We start from the raw sequence: 19,741 nt of genomic DNA on the forward strand, positions 1-19,741 counted from the left end.
CAGCGGCGACAGCCAAGAGAGGAACCGCCATGAGTCGTGAAGCCCTGCAGGAATCGCTGTCCGCAGTGATGGATAACGAAGCGGACGAACTGGAATTACGTCGGGTATTGAATGCCTTTGACGATGCACAAACACGCGCCACCTGGAATCGCTACCAGGTAGCCCGTGCGGTCATGCATAAAGATCTGCTGATTCCACGCCTGGACATCGCATCTGCAGTATCGGCCGCACTGGCTGAAGAACAAACCCCTGCCAAGGCAACGCGCGGTCACTGGCGCAGCATTGGCCGCCTGGCAGTGGCTGCTTCGGTGACGGTGGCTGTTCTGGCGGGTGTCAGACTGTACAACCAGGATGACATCGTGGGTGCACAACTGGCCCAACAAGATAATCAGCCTAGCCTGAGTGCGCCAATGGTCAAGGGACCGGCAGTTCTGGCTAACTATAGCGAAAGTTCTGATCAGGGCACCGGGCCGATGGCAAACGGTGTTCTGCAAGGTCAAGCCGGTTGGCAGAACCAGCGTTTGCCGGGTTATCTGCGCCAGCACGCCGAACAAGCGGCCTTGAAAGGGACTGAAAGCCCTCTGCCGTACGCACGAGCTGCAAGCCTGGAAAACCGTTAAGGGCCATCATGCGCGTCCTACCTCTGTTACCGCTTCTGCTCAGTGGTTTTTTTGTTGTACCTGCCCAGGCCGATGACGCCCAAAACTGGCTGAAACGCTTAGGGGAGGCCGAGCAACAGCAAAGCTATCAAGGGACCTTTGTTTACGAGCGCAATGGGAGTTTTTCGACCCATAGCATCTGGCACCGTGTGCAGGATGGAAAGGTTCGTGAACGGTTGGTCCAGCTTGATGGGGTTCCTTACGAGGTGGTCCGTGCTGATGGGCGGACCGAGTGCGTCACGGGCAAATTTATCACTGGCCTTGGAGATGTCGCAGATACCACGACGCGACAATTCGATCTGCAACGCCTTGATAACTGGTATGCCGTGACCCGGACGGGAGACTCCCGGGTTGCCGGGCGGCCGGTGGCCGTGATTTCCCTCACGCCGCGTGACCAGCACCGTTATGGCGTCGAGTTGTATCTGGATCGTGAAACCGGCCTGCCGTTGAAGTCATTGCTAGTCAATGACAAGGGCCAGTTGCTGGAACGTTTCCAGTTCACTCACCTTGATACAACGCCGCCTGATGACAGCCATCTCGCGCCGAGCAGCCATTGCCAGGCAGTTGTAACCTCAGACTCCGTGCCGGTAATGAGCAAACCTGTACATGCTTGGCACTCCGACTGGTTGCCGCCGGGCTTTGAGCTGATGAGCAGTTCTGTTCGTCGTGATCCCAAGACCAAGTCTGAGGTCACCAGCCTCATGTATGACGACGGTTTGACCCGTTTTTCGGTGTTCCTTGAGCCCCTCAAAGGTGACGCTGTTCCCGATATGCGCTTGCAGCTTGGCCCAACCGTGGCAGTCTCAAGGCATCTATCGACCCCAGATGCCGAGATCCTCGCGACCGTAGTCGGCGAGGTCCCGATGGGGACTGCAGAACGTATAGCCTTGTCTATGCGGGCAGGGCAGGCAGAACCAGCGGCGGCAACCCAACCCTAGTGGAACGCTGAAATGAGTGGTGAACATTTCAAATCAAAATTTTTTTATCTTTTTATATAGGTCAGGGCCTAATAGGCCCTGACCTTGTTTGTTTCCGGTCCCCCAAAAACCGGTCTATGCTGGCTTTAGTTTTTTGGGACACGTTGCACAACCCTGCTTGCTATTAACGGGAGCTGTAAATCAATGCCTCGATTGAAGTCTTACTTACCCATTTTTGCTGCGGTGCTGATGCTCGGCCAGGCAGTCCCCGCCCTGGCCGAAGCGCAACTGCCTGATTTCACGCAGTTGGTCGAGCAGGCGTCGCCAGCCGTCGTCAACATCAGCACGACGCAAAAACTGCCGGATCGCAAAGTGTCGAACATGCCTGATCTGGAAGGCTTGCCGCCTGGCCTGCGCGATTTCTTTGAGCGCAGCATGCCGCCGGGCATTGGCGGTGGCCAAGGTGGACGTCAGCGCGAGGCTCAATCGCTGGGATCGGGCTTTATCATCTCCCCGGATGGCTACATTCTGACCAACAACCACGTGGTGGCTGACGCCGATGAAATCGTCGTGCGCCTGTCTGACCGCAGCGAGATGAAAGCCAAGTTGATCGGCACAGATCCGCGCTCCGACGTGGCCCTGTTGAAAATCGATGGCAAGAACCTGCCGGTGCTCAAGCTGGGCAAATCCCAGGACCTCAAGGCCGGCCAGTGGGTGGTCGCGATCGGCTCGCCGTTCGGCTTTGACCATACTGTGACACAAGGCATTATCAGCGCCATTGGCCGTAGCCTGCCGAATGAAAGCTACGTACCGTTCATTCAGACTGACGTGCCGATCAACCCGGGCAACTCGGGCGGCCCGCTGTTCAACCTGGCGGGCGAAGTGGTGGGCATCAACTCACAGATCTACACCCGTTCCGGCGGCTTCATGGGCGTGTCGTTCGCGATCCCTATCGACGTGGCCATGGACGTTTCCAATCAACTCAAGGCCGGTGGCAAAGTCAGCCGTGGCTGGTTGGGCGTAGTGATTCAAGAGGTCAACAAAGACCTGGCTGAATCCTTCGGCCTTGAAAAACCTGCCGGTGCATTGGTTGCTCAGGTGCTGGATGACGGCCCGGCTGCCAAGGGCGGCCTGCAAGTAGGTGACGTGATTCTGAGCATGAACGGCCAGCCGATTGTCATGTCGGCCGACCTGCCACACCTGGTCGGCGCACTGAAAGCCGGCAGCAAGGCAACCTTGGAAGTGGTTCGTGACGGTAAGCGCAAAACCCTGGACCTGACCGTGGGCGCGATCCCGGATGAAGGCAAGGAAATGGCGGGCCTGACCGGTGCCGAGCAAAGCAGCAACCGTTTGGGCGTGGCGGTAGCAGACCTGAGCGATGAGCAGAAAAAAGCCAACGATATCAAGGGTGGTGTGATCATCAAGGACGTTCAGGACGGTCCTGCCGCGTTGATTGGTCTGCAGCCGGGTGACGTGATTACTCATTTGAATAATCAGGCGATTACCGATGCCAAGCAATTCACTGAAATTGCCAAGGCATTGCCGAAAAATCGTTCGGTGTCGATGCGAGTTCTGCGCCAAGGGCGTGCAAGCTTCATCACCTTCAAGCTGGCGGAGTAACCCATCCGGGTAGATGCTGCTGAAGGTTGCGAAGGGTTGCTTGGCAACCCTTTGCTCAAGCGGTGGCTACAGGTGGAACCCAGCAAGAATAAAAAGCCCGTATCGAGAGATACGGGCTTTTTTTATTTTTTTTGCTTGGGGATACGCACCAACTGACTGTCGGAGTACATGTCGTGCCAGGTACGTTTGCGTTTATCGAACACCGACCAGATAAACCCCAGGCCGAAACACAGCCATGAACCAATCGACACGATAAACCGCAACAGCGCTTGCCAGAGACTGATCGCCGTACCATCGGCGTTCTGTACGCGTACACCCCATACCTGCATGCCCAGGGTCTGGCCGTTGTGGGTCCAGAACTTGGCAAAGAACGCGAACAGCACAAAAAACAGAAGGGTTGAAAGCAACGGGTCGCCGTCCAGCGCGCCAGACTCGGACAGTTCACGCATTTTGGCTTCGCCGATAAAGGCCATCATGATCAACTTGTAGATGAAGGTGGTCACGATCAGCAGTGCGACGCACAGCAGCAAATCATAGAACATGGCTGCCAGACGGCGCCCCAGACCCACGGCGGGAAAGTCGCCTTGAGGGTTAAGTGGTGGTTTTGGCATGGCAGGCTCTCGTGAAGGAAAGACGCATCTTACGAAATTGCGCCCATAAAAAAGCCTCTGATGTCACCATCAGAGGCTTTTGTGTAACCGAGGCTTAGGCTTCGGCGATAACTTCGTCAGCCTGCATGCCTTTTTGGCCTTGAACAGCGATGAAGGTTACTTTCTGGCCTTCTTTCAAGCTCTTGAAACCGTTGCCTTGAATGGCACGGAAGTGTACGAACAGATCCGGACCGCTTTCCGGAGTGATGAAACCAAAACCTTTCTCGTCGTTAAACCACTTGACGGTGCCGCTCTGACGTTGAGACATTTCTTAATTCCTTGACGCTAACAATTAATGGCAGCCTCCTTGCGTTGAAAGAGGACTGGTGCTGGGTTGCAGGAAAGTAAGAGACGCAGAACGGGTTGTAGCAAACATAAAGCTACTGCCCAGGTCACGATTCCAGCGACCCATGCAAACACAGTGGTCAAACTCTACGAAACTAGGATTGAAAAAACAAGCCCCTTAAATAAACCCTTTATAGTTCAGTTTTTTACCTGCTTAGTGCAGTTTTAAAGGGCTGTTGGTCATAGAGATGTTCAATTGTTTTCATGTTTTAAGTGCTTTTTTCACTATCGAAGTTTCGCACGGTTTTAGAGCGTTTCAGGAGGCAAGCTACAAGCTGCAAGTTTGAAGCTGCAAGTTAAAAGCGGATTGGCTCTAGCTTGTAGCTTGTAGCCAGAAACTTAGCCCCTGTAATAACGTTGCGTAACAAACGGCATTTTTGACACTTTCATCGGAACACGTTTGCCCCGAACAATCGCCCATACCTCGGTGTCTATCGGCGTAAAGGCGGTGTCTAAATAGGCCATTGCCAGCGGTGCGCCAAGTGTCGGTCCAAAGCCGCCGCTACAAACGTTACCGATGATATTGCCCTGTGCATCCACCACCTCGGCGCCTTCACGTACCGGTGTGCGTTCTTGGGGCAGCAGACCGACCCTTTTTCGTGCAACGCCATTTTGCTGTTGGGCATAAATCACTTCGGCACCAGGGAAGCCACCTGCCCGCGGGCCATCGATGCGACGTGCCTTGGAGATCGCCCACAGCAGGCTGGCTTCAATCGGCGTGGTTTTTTCGTTCATATCGTGCCCGTACAGACACAAACCTGCCTCAAGGCGCAGCGAGTCGCGCGCGCCCAAGCCGATAGCCTCGACTTCGGGTTCTGCCAGCAGGGCGCGGGCCAGGGTTTCAGCATGGGCCGCCGGCACCGAAATTTCGAAGCCGTCCTCACCGGTGTACCCCGAACGACTGACGTAGCAGTCCAGGCCCAGTACCTTCACCGGCGCAAACTGCATGAAGGTCATTTTTTCGACTCCAGGTGCCAGACGCTGCAGCACCTCCACCGCAGCCGGGCCTTGCAAAGCCAGCAGAGCACGCTCTTCAAAGAGTGGCTGGATTTCGCAGTGCGAGCTCAGGTGCTTGCGTAGATGCGCCAGGTCTTGCTCCTTACAGGCCGCGTTGACCACCAGAAACAGTTGATCGTTACCCAGGTTGGCAACCATCAGGTCATCGAGGATGCCGCCTTGCCCGTTGGTGAACATGGCGTAACGCTGCATGCCTACCGGCAGGTCGATGATATCGACAGGCACCAGGGCTTCCAGAGCTTTGGCAGCACCTGCGCCGGTCAGCAGGATCTGGCCCATGTGCGACACGTCGAACAACCCGGCCTGTTCACGGGTGTGCTGGTGTTCTTTCATCACGCCCAGCGGGTATTGCACGGGCATGTCATAGCCGGCAAAAGGCACCATGCGGGCGCCGAGCTCAAGGTGCAAAGTGTGCAGCGGGGTGATGAGCAGGTGTTCGGTGGACATTCGTGACTCCTTGAAAATCAGCACTCAATAATGTTGACAGCCAGACCGCCGCGGGCGGTCTCTTTGTATTTGCTTTTCATGTCGGCGCCGGTCTGGCGCATGGTGCGGATCACCTTGTCGAGCGACACGAAGTGCTGGCCATCGCCGCGCAGGGCCATGCGCACGGCGTTGATCGCCTTGACCGAGCCCATGGCATTGCGCTCGATACACGGCACTTGTACCAGCCCGCCAATCGGGTCGCAGGTCAGCCCCAGGTTGTGTTCCATACCGATTTCGGCGGCGTTTTCGACTTGTTGCACGCTGCCGCCCAAGACTTCACACAACGCGCCAGCAGCCATGGAACAGGCCACGCCGACCTCGCCCTGGCAGCCGACTTCGGCGCCCGAGATCGAGGCGTTTTCCTTGTATAAGATGCCGATGGCGGCGGCCGTCAGCAGAAACCGCACCACGCCGTCTTCATTGGCGCCGCCGATAAAGCGCATGTAGTAATGCAACACTGCCGGAATAATCCCGGCCGCGCCGTTGGTGGGTGCGGTGACCACGCGCCCGCCATTGGCGTTTTCTTCATTCACGGCCAGTGCATAAAGGTTGACCCAGTCGAGCACAGACAGCGCATCGCGCAGGGCCGCCTCGGGGTGGGTGCATAACTGGCGGTGTAAAGCCGCAGCACGGCGTTTTACCTTCAGGCCGCCGGGCAAAACGCCTTCATTGCGACAGCCCGCGCTCACGCAGTCCTGCATCACTTGCCAGATGTTCAGCAGGCCAATACGGGTTTCGGCTTCGGGGCGCCAGGCACTTTCATTGGCCAGCATCACTTGGCTGATCGACAGGTTGTGGGTGATGCAATGGCCCAGCAGCTCCTTGGCTGTTTTGAACGGGTACTTCAAGGGCGTGCTGTCTTCGACGATGCGATCGGCACCGGCAGCGCCTTCATCCACCACAAAACCGCCGCCGACCGAGTAATACTCGCGGCTGCGGATCTGAATGCCGGCGGCATCCAGGGCACGGAAAACCATGCCATTGGGGTGAAAAGGCAGGGGTTTGCGAATCATTGCCAAGTGCAATTTTTCGTTGAATTCGATGGAGTGTTCGCCCAACAGGTTCAAGCGCCCGCTGCTGCGAATCATCGCCAGGCGTTCAGCCACGGTGTCAGTGTCGACGGTGTCTGGGTGTTCGCCTTCAAGCCCGAGTAACACGGCTTTGTCGCTGCCGTGACCTTTGCCGGTGGCGCCCAGCGAGCCATACAGCTCGACTTTCACGCAGGCTGTGTCGAGCAACAGTTCATCGCGAGCCAAGCCCTCGACAAAACGAGAGGCCGCCCGCATGGGGCCAACAGTGTGGGAACTGGAAGGACCAATGCCAATCTTGAACAGGTCGAACACGCTTAACGACATAGGGTTCTCCGGTTTCTTATTGATGAATTGGCAAGCAATACGTGTAGGCGCGAGCTCGTCCCGCGATCTTTGAAAAAATCAAAAGATCGCGAGGCAAGCGCTCCTAGAGATGGGGATCAAGCCTCCTGATAGCTCTCGATCGACGGGCACGCGCAGACCAGGTTGCGGTCGCCGAAGACGTTGTCGACGCGACCCACCGGTGGCCAGTATTTGCCTTCGATCAAGGACGCGACCGGGTACACGGCTTGTTCACGGCTATACGGGTGCGTCCACTCGCCCACGATCTCCGCTGCGGTGTGGGGAGCGTTTTTCAGCGGGTTGTCTTCTTTGTCGAGGCTGCCGTTTTCGACCGCACGAATCTCTTCGCGGATGCGGATCATGGCGTCGCAGAAGCGGTCCAGCTCTTGCTTGGATTCACTTTCGGTCGGCTCGATCATCAGCGTGCCCGCCACCGGGAACGACATGGTCGGGGCATGGAAACCAAAGTCGATCAGGCGCTTGGCCACGTCATCAACGCTGATGCCGCTGCTGTCCTTGAGTGGGCGCAGGTCCAGGATGCATTCGTGGGCCACCAGGCCGTGGGTGCCCGAGTACAGGATCGGGTAATGCTCTTCGAGACGGCGGGCAATGTAGTTGGCGTTCAGAATGGCCAGTTGCGAGGCGCGCTTGAGGCCTTCGCCGCCCATCATGCGGATGTACATCCAGGTGATCGGCAGAATGCTCGCGCTGCCAAACGGGGCCGCGCACACCGCGCCTTCCTTGCGCTCCAGAGCGCTGTGGCCCGGCAGGAACGGGATCAGGTGCGACTTCACGCCAATCGGGCCAACGCCCGGGCCGCCACCGCCGTGCGGAATGCAGAAGGTCTTATGCAGGTTGAGGTGCGATACATCGCCGCCAAACTTGCCCGGTGCGCACAGGCCCACCATTGCGTTCATGTTGGCGCCGTCGATATACACCTGGCCGCCGTTGTCATGAATGATGCCGCAGATTTCGCGGATGCCTTCCTCGAACACGCCGTGGGTCGATGGGTAGGTGATCATCAGGGCTGCGAGGTTGTCGCGGTGCTCGATGGCCTTGGCGCGCAGGTCTTCAATGTCGACGTTGCCGCGAGCATCGCAGGCGGTCACCACCACGCGCATCCCCGCCATGTGAGCGGTTGCCGGGTTGGTGCCGTGGGCAGAAGACGGGATCAGGCAGATGTCACGGCGCTCTTCGCCACGGCTCTGGTGATAGGCACGAATGGCCAGCAAACCGGCGTATTCGCCTTGCGAACCGGCGTTGGGCTGCAGTGAGACAGCGTCGTAACCGGTGGCCTCGCAGAGCATGGTTTCCAGTTCACGGGTCAGTTGCTGGTAACCCTGGCTTTGCTCGGCGGGGGCAAAGGGATGCAGGTTGCCGAACTCGGCCCAGGTCACCGGGATCATTTCGCTGGCAGCGTTGAGCTTCATGGTGCACGAACCCAGCGGGATCATGGTGCGGTCCAGCGCCAGGTCTTTGTCCGCCAGGCGACGCAGATAACGCATCAGCTCGGTTTCGGAGTGATAACGGTTGAACACCGGGTGGCTCAGAATAGACGACTGGCGCTGCAAGGCCGCAGGTAGAGTGCCTTTGACGGTGCTGGCCAGCGTGTCGAAGTCTGGCAGTGTCTGGCCATCAACGGCGAGCAGGTCCCATAGCGCCTGCACATCGGACTGGCTGCTGGTTTCGTCCAGCGACAGCCCCAGGCGTTGCTCATCGACCACGCGCAGATTGATGTGACGGGCCTTGGCCTTGGCATGCAGGGCACTCGTGCGGCTGCCAGTGTGCAGGGTCAAGGTATCGAAAAACGCGTGTTGCTCAACGTTCAGCCCCAATGCGTTCAGGCCGTGAGCCAGAATCGCGGTCAATTGATGAATACGCTGAGCGATCTGGGTAAGGCCTTTAGGGCCGTGATACACGGCGTACATGCTGGCAATGTTGGCGAGCAATACTTGGGCGGTACAGATGTTACTGGTGGCCTTCTCGCGGCGGATATGTTGCTCGCGGGTTTGCATCGCCAGGCGCAGCGCGGGTTTACCGTGACGATCCACCGACATGCCGACCAGACGCCCCGGCATGTCGCGCTTGAACGCGTCGCGGGTCGAGAAGTACGCGGCATGCGGGCCACCGAAACCCAGTGGCACGCCAAAGCGCTGGGCGCTGCCGATGGCCACATCGGCGCCAAACTCGCCTGGCGGGGTCAGCAGGGTAAGCGCCAGCAAGTCGGCGGCCACAGCGACCAGCGCATTAGCCGTATGGAAGCGCTCGACCAGATCGCGATAGTCGAACACATCACCGTTGCTCGCAGGGTATTGCAGCAAGGCGCCGAAGAAGGCCGAGACGTCGCTCACTTCACGCTCATCACCGACCACCACTTCAATGCCCAGCGGCTCGGCACGGGTACGCAGCACGTCGAGGGTTTGCGGGTGGCAGTGGCGGGAGGCAAAGAAGCGGTTGCTGGATTTGTTCTTGCTCAGGCGTTTGCAGAAGGTCATGGCTTCGGCAGCCGCCGTGGCTTCGTCAAGCAGCGAGGCGTTGGCAATCGGCAGGCCGGTGAGGTCGCTGATCAGCGTCTGGAAGTTCAGCAACGCTTCCAGGCGACCCTGGGAAATTTCAGGTTGATACGGCGTGTATGCGGTGTACCAGGCTGGGTTTTCCAGCAGGTTGCGCAAGATCGGCGAAGGCGTGTGACAGTTGTAATAGCCTTGGCCAATGTAGGTTTTGTGCAGCTGGTTTTTCGCTGCGATGGCTTTGATCGAGGCCAGGGCGTCGGCTTCGCTTTGGCCGGCTGGCAGGTTCAGAACGCTGGTGCCCTTGATGCCTTCCGGGATGACGCTGGCGCTGAGCGCTTGCAGCGAGTCAAAGCCCAGGGTGGTGAGCATCGCTTGTTCGTCGGCCTGGCGCGGGCCGATATGGCGCGCGATGAATTCATTGGCGGTGCTGAGATTGATCGTCATGGCCGGCTCCTCAGTTGTCGTCTTGTGCTTTGATCAAACGGTCGTAGGCGTCTTGAGTCAGCAACTTGCCGACAGCCTCGTGATCAGCGGGTTTGAAGCGGAAAAACCAGCCTTCACCCAACGGATCTTCGTTGACCAGTTCTGGACTGTCCTGGAGTTTAGCGTTCAGCTCGAGGACTTCACCGTCCAGTGGCATGTACACACCGCTCGCGGCCTTGACCGACTCGACAGTGGCGGCTTCTGCGCCTTTTTCGTAAGCCTGTAATTCTGGTAACTGAACGAACACCACATCGCCCAAAGCGTTTTGCGCAAAAGCAGTAATGCCCACGGTCACGCTGCCATCGGCTTCAGCGCGTAGCCATTCGTGGTCTTCAGTAAAACGCAATTCGCTCATCGAAACTCCTCAGGGCCAGACATGTCTGGTGGTCACAGGTGTAATGCTCGTGCGGGGCGAGCTGATTACAGGGAGCATTGCAAGATGGTTGCCAGTTTATAAAAAACTATATTTATCAATGATTTAAGTGATTTTTTGCAGGAGCCGTATGCCAGCTCTGTAGCGAAATCGCTACAGCGCTGGCGCAATTAAAAAATCCAAGAGGATCAAAGCCTTGGAGAACTGAGGATTGGCGTGACTGTATTGAAATCGTTACACTGGAATGAATTCAATACGGATAATGTGGCTTTGTAGGAGCCAACTTGCCTCGCGATCTTTTAAAAGATCAAAAGATCGCGAGGCAAGCTCGCTCCTACGATGGATTAATTTTTGCCGGGGATGCCGTATTTGCGCAGCCGGTGCGCAATTGCGGTGTGCGAGGTTTGCAGGCGGCTGGCCAATTGGCGGGTCGAGGGGTAGCTGACGTAGAGCTTTTCCAGCAGCGCTTTCTCGAAGGTCTCGACCGCCTGTTCCAGGGTTTCTATCTCGCCATCACTTTGCCGCGCAACCGACGTACCGGCGATGTCCAGGTCGCCGATATCCACCAGCGTACTTTCGCAGATGGCCGCCGCGCGGAAGATCACGTTCTGCAATTGCCGCACGTTACCCGGCCAGCGGTTGCCCAACAGCGCCGGGTAGGTGCCCGGCGCCAGACGGCAAACTGGGCGCTGGATCTGCGTACAGGCCTGCTGCATGAAGGCGCGCGCCAGCAGCAAAATATCCTGGCCGCGTTCGCGTAGCGGCGGCACTTCTAGATTGAGCACGTTCAGGCGATAGAACAGGTCTTCGCGAAACGTCCCTTCGTTGACCATTTTTTCCAGATTGCGATGGGTCGCGCTGAGGATACGCACATTGACCTTGACCTCCCGCTCACCGCCCACGCGGCGGAAGCTGCCGTCATTTAAAAAACGCAGCAGCTTGGCTTGCAGGTAGGGTGACATTTCGGCGATTTCATCCAGAAACACCGTGCCATGGTTGGCCAACTCCATCAGCCCCGGTTTGCCGCCACGCTGAGCGCCAGTGAAGGCGCCGGGGGCATAGCCGAACAGTTCGCTTTCGGCCAGATTCTCTGGCAACGCCGCGCAGTTCAAGGCTAAAAACGGTGCCGCAAAACGAGCGCTGATTGCATGGCAGGCACGGGCCACCAGTTCTTTGCCGGTGCCGGTCTCCCCCTGAATCAGCAGCGGTGCATCCAATGCGGCAACGCGCTGGGCACGGGCTTTCAAGGTGCGGATCGCCGGAGAATCGCCAAGTAGCGCGTCAAAACCCTCTGCGTGGTCGTGATGCAGCGCGGCCAGACGCTCGCCTATACGGCTTGGCTGGTACAAGGTGAGCAAGGCGCCGGCATCGGTGATGGGCGTGGCGTCCAGCATCAGCGGTTGCCCGTTGAGCGTCACCTCACGCAGTGGCAGGCGAAAGCCGTTTTCCAGCAGCACATCAAGCAGGCCGGGATCGCTGAACAACTCGCCGATGCTTTCGCCGGTCGGGTCGCGACCGTATAGCGTGACCAGCGCCGGGTTGGCCAGCAGCACATGACCGGCACTGTCCAGTGCCAGGACCGGGTCGGTCATGGCCGCGAGCAGGGCGTCGAGCTGCAGGTGGCGACGCTGGCCGGGCAGGATATCGACCACCCGTACCGACTGCACACCGTTGACTCGAAACAGCGCCTCGCGCAGCTCGTCGAGCACTTGTGGGCTGAGGGTCGGCGCGTCGATGTAAACGTTGGGTGGAACCATCTCCACCGCATCCAGGTTGAGATTACGCCCGCCCAGCAATGCCAGTACTTCCTGGGTAATGCCGACACGGTCGATAAAACTGACATGGATACGCATGGGAACGAGAAAACTTAAGCCAGGGGATGGCCAGTATGCCTTGGCAGGGAGGATAGGTGAAATTTGAGCCGCACATCGGCTCTGAAGGAGCGAGCTTGTCTCGCGATCTTTTGATCGTTTAAACGATCGCGAGACAAGCTCGCTCCCACAGGGGATGGAGTTATTCCAGGTGCTCGGGTTTTACCGGGTCGCCCGGTTTGACGTTGAGTTGCTCTCGCACGTCCTTGAACATCAAGTCGTAGTATTTGTGCATCGACAGGATGTTCGCATTGCTCGGAATCCCGTTTTTCACTGCGATCTTGAAGGCCACGCGGGCGAAGTCGAACGCCATGTCCTTGGGCAATGTGAAGGTGTCTTTAAAATCCTTTTTGTTGATCTGGCCGTGCATGTCGAACTGCATCGACCTGCCTTCCTTGGGATCTTGAACGACCTGGTAATCGATTTTGATGTCATACCCAAAGTCGCCAGGCTGCAGCGGTTCACGATGGATATGCAGGTGACCGGGTTCGAACGAGGCCATAGGCTACTCCTTGAGGCTGTAGGTCAAGGGCAGACCTCACGGTCTGCCCCCGGGTTCAAAAGTAGGTAATACCGGGTTTCTCGGTGCTCACTCGAGTCCCTGCCTTACCTTGAACGATTGCTTCAATATCTGCCAGTGCGCCGATCACGGCCGTCTTGCCGGTTTTACGTGCAAACTCGCAGGCGGCTTCGACTTTCGGGCCCATGGAGCCTGCAGCGAAACCGAGTTTTTCCAGCTCATCCGGGTGGGCGTGAGCAATGCCTTTCTGGTCTGGCTTGCCCCAGTTGATGAAAGCCGCGTTAACGTCTGTGGCAATCACCAGCACGTCACTGTTGAGCTGTTGCGCCAGCAGCGAAGAAGCGAGGTCTTTGTCGATGACCGCTTCGATGCCCTTGAGGTTGCCGTCTTCGCCGTACATGGTGGGAATGCCGCCACCACCCGCGCAGATCACCACGGTGCCTTTTTCCAGCAGCCATTTGATCGGGCGGATTTCAAAGATATGTTTGGGCTTGGGGCTAGGCACCACGCGGCGGAATTTGTCGCCGTCCGGGGCAATGTCCCAGCCTTTTTCAGCAGCTAGGCGCTTGGCGTCGGCTTCGCTGTATACCGGGCCAATCGGTTTGGTCGGGTTCTTGAAGGCCGGATCTTTGGGGTCGACTTCCACCTGGGTCAGCAAAGTGGCGAAAGGCACGTCCTTGGGCAGCAGGTTGCCCAGTTCTTGCTCGATCATGTAACCGATCATGCCCTCGGTTTCGGCCCCGAGCACGTCCAGCGGGTAGGGCGCGACGTCTGTGTAGGCGGCGGCTTGCAGCGACAGCAGACCTACTTGCGGGCCGTTACCGTGAGCTACGACCAGCTCGTTGCCGGGGGCAACACGGGCGATTTGGGCGGTGGCGGTGCGGATGTTTTCTCGTTGGTTGTCAGCGGTCATGGGCTGGCCGCGACGAAGAAGGGCGTTACCGCCCAGTGCAACGACGATACGCATAGAAAATGTCCTTATTAAGCTGGGAAGTCCGGAGCCGTAGGCGCGAGCCTGACACGCGATCTTTTGATCATTTGAAAGATCGCGAGGCAAGCTCGCTCCTGCAGAATGGGCGCTATGGCTTAGATATCAGCCAGTGCCGCCACCAGAATGGCCTTGATGGTGTGCATGCGGTTTTCGGCCTGCTCAAAGGCAATGTTGACCGGCGACTCAAACACTTCCTCGGTCACTTCAATACCGTTTTTCAGGTTCGGGTGATGCTCCGCGACGTCCTTGCCGACTTTGGTTTCGCTGTTGTGGAATGCCGGCAGGCAGTGCATGAACTTCACGCGCGGGTTTTCGGCGGCCTTGATGATGTCCGTGTTGACCTGGTAAGGCAGCAGCAGCTTGATGCGTTCGTTCCAGGTTTCAACCGGCTCGCCCATCGATACCCAAACGTCGGTGTGGATGAAATCCACGCCTTTGACCGCAGCTTTCGGGTCTTCGGTCAGGGTGATTTTGGCGCCGCTTTCCTTGGCGAATTCCTGGCATTGTTTAACGAACGCTTCTTCTGGCCACAGGCTTTTTGGTGCGGCGATGCGCACGTCCATGCCCAGTTTTGCGCCAATGAGCAGCAGCGAGTTGCCCATGTTGTTGCGTGCATCGCCCAGGTAGGCGTAGCTGATGTTGTGCAGCGGCTTGTCGCTGTGTTCGCGCATGGTCAGCACGTCAGCGATCATTTGCGTCGGGTGGAACTCAGCGGTCAGGCCGTTGAACACCGGTACGCCAGCGTACTTGGCTAGTTCTTCCACGACCACTTGCTCAAAGCCACGGTATTCGATGGCGTCGAACATACGGCCCAGAACGCGGGCGGTGTCTTTCATGCTTTCTTTGTGACCGATTTGCGAAGACACCGGGTCGATGTAGGTCACGTGCGCGCCCTGATCGTGGGCAGCCACTTCAAACGCGCAACGGGTACGGGTCGAGGTTTTTTCGAAGATCAGCGCGATGTTCTTGCCTTTCAAGTGCGGCTCTTCAGTACCGGTGTACTTGGCGCGCTTGAGATCACGAGACAGATCCAGCAAGAAGTGCAGCTCACGTGGAGTGTGGTGCACGAGGCTCAGCAAGCTGCGGTTTTTCATGTTAAACGCCATGGGGATCTCCTGGGTTTCTGGTTAACCGGCTTGCGCCGCCCCTTGTGGGGTCAGCGCAAGCAATCAAAGGGGTAGTCGGGTGACTTAGTAGTCGATTGGATCGCGCACGATCGGGCAGGTCATGCAGTGGCCGCCGCCACGGCCGCGTCCCAGTTCAGAGGCGCTGATGGTGATCACTTCTACACCGGCCTTGCGCAGCAGGGTGTTGGTGTAGGTGTTGCGGTCGTAGCCGATGACCACGCCTGGCTCCAGAGCCACTACGTTGTTGCCGTCGTCCCACTGCTCGCGTTCGGCGGCGAAGCTGTTGCCGCCGGTTTCGACGACGCGCAGGGCTTTGAGGCCCAGGGCCTTGGCCACCACATCGAGGAAGCTGGCTTCTTCGCGGCGCACATCGATGCCACCGGCCTTGCTTTCATCCGGATACAGCGAGAAGGCAACGATCTGGTTCACGACTTCGGGGAAGATAGTGACCAGGTCGCGGTCGCAGAAGCTGAACACGGTGTCCAGGTGCATTGCGGCGCGAGATTTTGGCAGGCCTGCCACGATCACGCGCTCAACCGCTTTGTTCTTGAACAGGTTCTGTGCCAGTTGGCCGATGGCCTGGCGCGACGAACGCTCGCCCATACCGATCAACACCACGCCTTTACCGATCGGCATGACGTCGCCGCCTTCCAGGCTGGCATTGCCGTGGTCAATGGTCGGGTCGCCGTACCAGACCTTGAAGTCTGCGTGGGTGAATTCGGGGTGGAACTTGTAAATGGCGGTGGTCAGCAAGGTTTCCTGACGACGGGCCGGCCAGTACATCGGGTTCAACGTGACGCCGCCGTAGATCCAGCAGGTGGTATCACGGGTGAACTGAGTGTTCGGCAGGGGCGGCAGGATAAAGCTGGTGTGACCCAGGAAATCGCGGAACATCTGGATGGTTTTACCGCCGAAGCTGTTCGGCAGATCGTCGGCCGACACGCCACCAATGAGGTACTCGGCGGCGTGGCGTGGCTCCAGGCTCTTGAGCCAGGCCTTGACTTCATTGACCAGGCCGACGCCCACCTGATTAGGCGTGACTTTGTGATCGAGGATCCAGTCGAAGGCCTCCGGGATGGCCACGATGTCGGTCAGCAGGTTGTGCATTTCCAGCACATCGATCCCGCGTTCACGCATTTTGGTGACGAAATCAAAGTGGTCACGCTTGGCCTGGTTGACCCAGAGCACGTCATCGAACAACAGCTCATCGCAGTTGTTGGGGGTCAGGCGCTGGTGTGCCAGACCGGGTGAGCAAACCATAACCTTATGCAGCTTACCGGCTTCGGAATGTACGCCGTATTTCACTTTTTCCTTGGTCATTACAGTCATCCTCCAAAGTACATAAACAGGGTGTTACAGGGTTAGAAAGCCGTCGTAGAGGCCATACGCTGCCACGAGGGCACCGATCACCACTGCGGCAAAAATGACTTTCTCGATGTGGGTGAAAATCTGTTGACCGCTTTCACGCTTGGCCTTGGCAAACAGAATGGCGCCAGGTGCGTACAACAGGGCCGAAAGCAGCAGGTATTTCAGACCGCCCGCATACAGCAGCCAGACCGCGTAGAGCAGGGCGATGGCGCCGATAACCAGGTCTTTCTTGCGTTCCGCCAGGGCGTTTTGATACGTCTCGCCGCGTACGGCCAACAGCAGGCCGTAGGCCGCCGACCACAGGTAAGGAATCAAGATCATCGACGTCGCCAGGTAGATCAGCGACAGGTAGGTGCTTTCCGAGAACAGGGTGATGATCAGGAAGATTTGCACCATGGCGTTGGTCAGCCACAGGGCGTTGACCGGTACATGGTTGGCGTTTTCCTTCTTGAGGAAGGCCGGCATGGTGTGGTCTTTGGCGGCCGCAAACATGATCTCGGCACACAGCAGTACCCACGACAGCAGGGCACCCAGCAGCGACACGATCAAGCCCACGCTGATCAGCACCGCACCCCAGTGACCCACCACGTGCTCCAGCACGGCGGCCATCGACGGGTTTTGCAGTTTCGCCAGTTCCGGCTGAGTCATGATGCCCAGCGACAAGACGTTCACCAGGACCAGCAACAGCAGCACAGTGATAAAGCCCAATACGGTGGCACGACCCACGTCAGAACGTTTTTCGGCACGGGACGAGAAAATGCTTGCGCCTTCGATACCGATGAACACCCAGACGGTGACCAGCATCATGTTGCGCACCTGGTCCATCACACTGCCCAGCGACGGGTTTTTCAGGCCCCAGATGTCACTGGTGAAGATGTCCAGTTTGAAGGCGAAAAGGGCAATCAGAATAAACAGAACCAGCGGCACAACCTTGGCAACGGTGGTCACCAGGTTGATGAACGCGGCTTCTTTGATGCCGCGCAGCACCAAAAAATGCACCGCCCAGAGCAACACAGACGCACCGATGATGGCCGCAACCGTGTTGCCCTCACCGAACACCGGGAAGAAATAGCCCAATGTGCTGAACAGCAATACGAAGTAACCCACGTTGCCCAGCCAGGCACTGATCCAGTAGCCCCAGGCAGACGAGAAACCCATGTAGTCGCCAAACCCGGCTTTGGCATAAGCGTAAACACCGCCGTCCAGATCCGGTTTTCGGTTGGCCAACGTCTGGAACACAAAGGCGAGGGTCAACATCCCCACGGCGGTGATTGCCCAGCCTATTAAAATGGCCCCTACATCGGCACTTGCGGCCATGTTTTGTGGCAGAGAAAAGATCCCGCCGCCAATCATTGAACCGACTACCAGCGCAACCAATGCACCCAGTCGAAGTTTTCCAGGAGTGTCAGACATTTAGAGCGACTCCAATCCATGAGAAGTGATGTCCACGAGGTTATTCTGTTGTTTGCTTATCCTGTTGACTTAGGTCAGGTCATGACTACATTCCATTGTCAGTAGAGCGAGGAGGTCGCTAATGCGCATTTTTATGACGCGCGCCGAAAACCCAGCTCCATAAGGCTTTCAGGTAATACAGCGGCTTTGACTGATCTATCGTGGAGATTGAAGCTAGACACTATTTGGGAATTTGCAAATGTGCTTTGGATGTTTCGTTAATCTGCCCGTGAAATGAAAAGTTCATCCGTGTGTGCATTATTTTTTGGTCTTTAATAGACAGTCTCGTTGTTAAAAAAAGTGGGCTTATCGCTTAACTCTGCTTACGAACAGACTCAGCATTTATTTAACCTGTAAATACCGGTAGTCCGATAAGTCGCACTTATTAACCGACTGGAACAAAGAGGTGACGATGTCGCAACAGACCCAGAAGCTTCGGCTCAATGCCTTGATTGCATTGGTGGTCGGTTCAATGATTGGCGGTGGTATTTTTTCATTGCCACAAAATATTGCTGAACGTGCGGCGGGCGCTGCGGTATTGATGGGATGGGGAATCACTGCCGTAGGGATGTTGGCGCTGGCTTTTGTGTTCCAGACCCTGGCCAACCGCAAGCCTGAGCTGGATTCGGGGGTATATGCCTACGCCAAGGCCGGGTTTGGCGACTATATGGGGTTTTCGTCTGCCTGGGGTTACTGGATCAGCGCCTGGATGGGCAATGTCGGTTACTTCGTGTTGCTGTTCAGCACATTGGGCTTTTTCGTTCCGGCGTTTGGCCAAGGCAACACACCGATTGCTATTGGTTGTGCTTCGCTGTTGCTGTGGGGCGTGCATTTTCTGGTGATGCGCGGCATCAAAGAGGCCGCGTTCATCAACCAATTGACCACGGTCGCGAAAATCGTCCCGATCGTGATGTTTATCGTGCTGGCTGCCGTTGCGTTTAAAGCCGACATCTTTACTCGCGATCTGTGGGGCACTGAAATGCCCAGCGTGGGCAGTGTCATGGATCAGGTGCGCAACATGATGCTGGTCACGGTGTTCGTGTTCATTGGCATCGAGGGTGCGAGTGTGTACTCGGGGCGCGCAGAAAAACGCTCGGACGTGGGCAAGGCCACTGTCATCGGGTTCTTGGGGGTTTTGGCGTTGCTGGTGCTGGTGAACGTGTTGTCGATGGGCATCATGACCCAGCCCGAACTGGCGCAATTGCAAAACCCGTCCATGGCTGGGGTGCTCAAGCATGTGGTTGGGGATTGGGGGGCGATTCTGATCAGTATCGGCCTGGCGGTTTCATTACTGGGCGCGTTGCTGTCGTGGGCGTTGTTGTGCGCCGAGATCCTGTTTGCGACTTCTCGGGACAAAACCATGCCGGCGTTCCTTAAAAAGGAAAACGCCAACCACGTGCCGGTCAATGCCCTATGGCTGACCAACGTGATGATTCAACTGTTCCTGGTGATCACTCTGGTGTCGTCGGGCACCTACACCACGCTGATTTACCTGGCTTCGTCGATGATCCTGGTGCCGTACTTCTGGTCGGCGGCGTATGCGGTGTTGTTGTGTGTGCGTGGCGACACCTACTCACAGGCCAGCCGCAGCCGGGTCAAGGATCTTCTTATTGGTGCCATCGCGCTGATCTACGCGATGTGGCTGTTGTATGCCGCGGGTCCCAAGTATCTGCTGTTGTCAGCGTTGCTGTATGCACCGGGGATTTTCTTGTTCGCCAAGGCCAAGCGCGAGCAGGGTGAAGTGTTGTTCAAGGGCATTGAGCCGCTGATCTTCGGCGCGGTGGTGATTACCGCGCTGGGAGCGGCGTATGGGCTTTACAGCGGGGCGCTGACACTCTAGAACCTGTAGGAGCGAGCTTGCCTCGCGATCTTTTGATCTTGATCTGGTTTTTGATCTGAAAAGCCCCTCTCCCGAAGGAGAGGGAACCGATTGGGGGATGCTGAAGATAACTGTTGGCTGCGCGGCAGCAGGGTGT

General features: G+C 57.4%; 16 protein-coding genes. 4 read left to right on the forward strand and 12 right to left on the reverse strand.

Translation table 11 applies throughout. The features are described 5' to 3' along the window. Positions 1-29 precede the first annotated feature (29 nt). The 3 genes from NTD86_RS23625 (at position 30) to NTD86_RS23635 (ending at position 3,196) form a co-directional block, all read left to right on the forward strand. Positions 30-620 carry a sigma-E factor negative regulatory protein gene (locus NTD86_RS23625; RefSeq protein WP_262205801.1) on the forward strand — a complete coding sequence of 197 codons (591 nt, stop codon included), beginning with the start codon at positions 30-32 and terminating at the stop codon, positions 618-620. Between the two features lie 8 nt (positions 621-628). Then, positions 629-1,597: a MucB/RseB C-terminal domain-containing protein gene (locus tag NTD86_RS23630; protein WP_262205802.1), complete on the forward strand. Its 969-nt coding sequence runs from the start codon at positions 629-631 to the stop codon at positions 1,595-1,597. 183 nt (positions 1,598-1,780) lie between these two features. After that, positions 1,781-3,196, forward strand: a complete 1,416-nt coding sequence (locus NTD86_RS23635; protein ID WP_262205803.1) for a DegQ family serine endoprotease — start codon at positions 1,781-1,783, stop codon at positions 3,194-3,196. 122 nt (positions 3,197-3,318) lie between these two features. On the opposite strand, the gene NTD86_RS23640 is transcribed toward NTD86_RS23635, so the two are convergent. The 12 genes from NTD86_RS23640 to arcD (NTD86_RS23695) form a co-directional block, all read right to left on the reverse strand. After that, entirely contained in the window at positions 3,319-3,807 is a 489-nt protein-coding gene (locus NTD86_RS23640; protein WP_262205804.1) for an RDD family protein, read from the reverse strand. A 94-nt stretch (positions 3,808-3,901) separates the two neighbouring features. After that, positions 3,902-4,114 carry a cold-shock protein gene (locus tag NTD86_RS23645; RefSeq protein ID WP_010220199.1) on the reverse strand — a complete coding sequence of 71 codons (213 nt, stop codon included), beginning with the start codon at positions 4,112-4,114 and terminating at the stop codon, positions 3,902-3,904. A gap of 416 nt (positions 4,115-4,530) precedes the next feature. Further along, entirely contained in the window at positions 4,531-5,655 is a 1,125-nt protein-coding gene (gcvT, locus tag NTD86_RS23650) for a glycine cleavage system aminomethyltransferase GcvT (RefSeq protein ID WP_262205805.1), read from the reverse strand. A gap of 17 nt (positions 5,656-5,672) precedes the next feature. Further along, a complete protein-coding gene (locus NTD86_RS23655) occupies positions 5,673-7,049 on the reverse strand; it encodes an L-serine ammonia-lyase (RefSeq protein ID WP_262205806.1) in 1,377 nt (458 codons plus the stop codon). Between the two features lie 116 nt (positions 7,050-7,165). Continuing rightward, positions 7,166-10,024, reverse strand: coding sequence for an aminomethyl-transferring glycine dehydrogenase (gcvP, locus tag NTD86_RS23660; RefSeq protein WP_262205807.1), 2,859 nt, complete (start codon positions 10,022-10,024; stop codon positions 7,166-7,168). A gap of 10 nt (positions 10,025-10,034) precedes the next feature. After that, positions 10,035-10,418 (reverse strand): glycine cleavage system protein GcvH, encoded by a 384-nt coding sequence (gene gcvH, locus NTD86_RS23665; RefSeq protein ID WP_262205808.1) that lies wholly within the window; start codon positions 10,416-10,418, stop codon positions 10,035-10,037. 362 nt (positions 10,419-10,780) lie between these two features. After that, positions 10,781-12,289: a sigma-54-dependent transcriptional regulator gene (locus tag NTD86_RS23670; RefSeq protein WP_262205809.1), complete on the reverse strand. Its 1,509-nt coding sequence runs from the start codon at positions 12,287-12,289 to the stop codon at positions 10,781-10,783. A 160-nt stretch (positions 12,290-12,449) separates the two neighbouring features. After that, positions 12,450-12,809 (reverse strand): DUF5064 family protein, encoded by a 360-nt coding sequence (locus NTD86_RS23675; RefSeq protein WP_262205810.1) that lies wholly within the window; start codon positions 12,807-12,809, stop codon positions 12,450-12,452. Between the two features lie 55 nt (positions 12,810-12,864). Further along, positions 12,865-13,794 (reverse strand): carbamate kinase, encoded by a 930-nt coding sequence (gene arcC, locus NTD86_RS23680; RefSeq protein WP_262205811.1) that lies wholly within the window; start codon positions 13,792-13,794, stop codon positions 12,865-12,867. A gap of 119 nt (positions 13,795-13,913) precedes the next feature. Beyond that, the gene (locus NTD86_RS23685) at positions 13,914-14,924 is read right to left on the reverse strand and encodes an ornithine carbamoyltransferase (RefSeq protein WP_123749764.1); all 1,011 of its coding nucleotides are present in this window, start codon (positions 14,922-14,924) and stop codon (positions 13,914-13,916) included. 84 nt (positions 14,925-15,008) lie between these two features. Then, entirely contained in the window at positions 15,009-16,265 is a 1,257-nt protein-coding gene (gene arcA, locus NTD86_RS23690) for an arginine deiminase (protein ID WP_262205812.1), read from the reverse strand. A gap of 33 nt (positions 16,266-16,298) precedes the next feature. Beyond that, complete coding sequence (gene arcD, locus NTD86_RS23695) at positions 16,299-17,726, reverse strand: arginine-ornithine antiporter (protein WP_262205813.1); 1,428 nt, start codon at positions 17,724-17,726, stop codon at positions 16,299-16,301. 451 nt (positions 17,727-18,177) lie between these two features. Between arcD (NTD86_RS23695) and arcD (NTD86_RS23700) the strand changes: the two genes are divergently transcribed. Continuing rightward, a complete protein-coding gene (gene arcD / locus NTD86_RS23700) occupies positions 18,178-19,605 on the forward strand; it encodes an arginine-ornithine antiporter (RefSeq protein WP_262205814.1) in 1,428 nt (475 codons plus the stop codon). Positions 19,606-19,741 lie beyond the last annotated feature (136 nt).

This window comes from Pseudomonas sp. 7P_10.2_Bac1 (assembly GCF_025465935.1).
GTDB lineage: Bacteria > Pseudomonadota > Gammaproteobacteria > Pseudomonadales > Pseudomonadaceae > Aquipseudomonas.

Excerpts from the sequence above, each read along its gene's own strand:
- NTD86_RS23630 (WP_262205802.1), top strand. The coding sequence starts at position 629 with ATGCGCGTCCTACCTCTGTTACCGCTTCTGCTCAGTGGTTTTTTTGTT.
- gcvP (WP_262205807.1), bottom strand. The coding sequence starts at position 10,024 with ATGACGATCAATCTCAGCACCGCCAATGAATTCATCGCGCGCCATATC.
- NTD86_RS23645 (WP_010220199.1), bottom strand. The coding sequence starts at position 4,114 with ATGTCTCAACGTCAGAGCGGCACCGTCAAGTGGTTTAACGACGAGAAA.
- NTD86_RS23655 (WP_262205806.1), bottom strand. The coding sequence starts at position 7,049 with ATGTCGTTAAGCGTGTTCGACCTGTTCAAGATTGGCATTGGTCCTTCC.
- NTD86_RS23625 (WP_262205801.1), top strand. The coding sequence starts at position 30 with ATGAGTCGTGAAGCCCTGCAGGAATCGCTGTCCGCAGTGATGGATAAC.
- NTD86_RS23640 (WP_262205804.1), bottom strand. The coding sequence starts at position 3,807 with ATGCCAAAACCACCACTTAACCCTCAAGGCGACTTTCCCGCCGTGGGT.
- NTD86_RS23675 (WP_262205810.1), bottom strand. The coding sequence starts at position 12,809 with ATGGCCTCGTTCGAACCCGGTCACCTGCATATCCATCGTGAACCGCTG.
- arcC (WP_262205811.1), bottom strand. The coding sequence starts at position 13,794 with ATGCGTATCGTCGTTGCACTGGGCGGTAACGCCCTTCTTCGTCGCGGC.
- arcA (WP_262205812.1), bottom strand. The coding sequence starts at position 16,265 with ATGACCAAGGAAAAAGTGAAATACGGCGTACATTCCGAAGCCGGTAAG.
- gcvH (WP_262205808.1), bottom strand. The coding sequence starts at position 10,418 with ATGAGCGAATTGCGTTTTACTGAAGACCACGAATGGCTACGCGCTGAA.
- arcD (WP_262205813.1), bottom strand. The coding sequence starts at position 17,726 with ATGTCTGACACTCCTGGAAAACTTCGACTGGGTGCATTGGTTGCGCTG.
- NTD86_RS23685 (WP_123749764.1), bottom strand. The coding sequence starts at position 14,924 with ATGGCGTTTAACATGAAAAACCGCAGCTTGCTGAGCCTCGTGCACCAC.
- NTD86_RS23635 (WP_262205803.1), top strand. The coding sequence starts at position 1,781 with ATGCCTCGATTGAAGTCTTACTTACCCATTTTTGCTGCGGTGCTGATG.
- NTD86_RS23670 (WP_262205809.1), bottom strand. The coding sequence starts at position 12,289 with ATGCGTATCCATGTCAGTTTTATCGACCGTGTCGGCATTACCCAGGAA.
- gcvT (WP_262205805.1), bottom strand. The coding sequence starts at position 5,655 with ATGTCCACCGAACACCTGCTCATCACCCCGCTGCACACTTTGCACCTT.
- arcD (WP_262205814.1), top strand. The coding sequence starts at position 18,178 with ATGTCGCAACAGACCCAGAAGCTTCGGCTCAATGCCTTGATTGCATTG.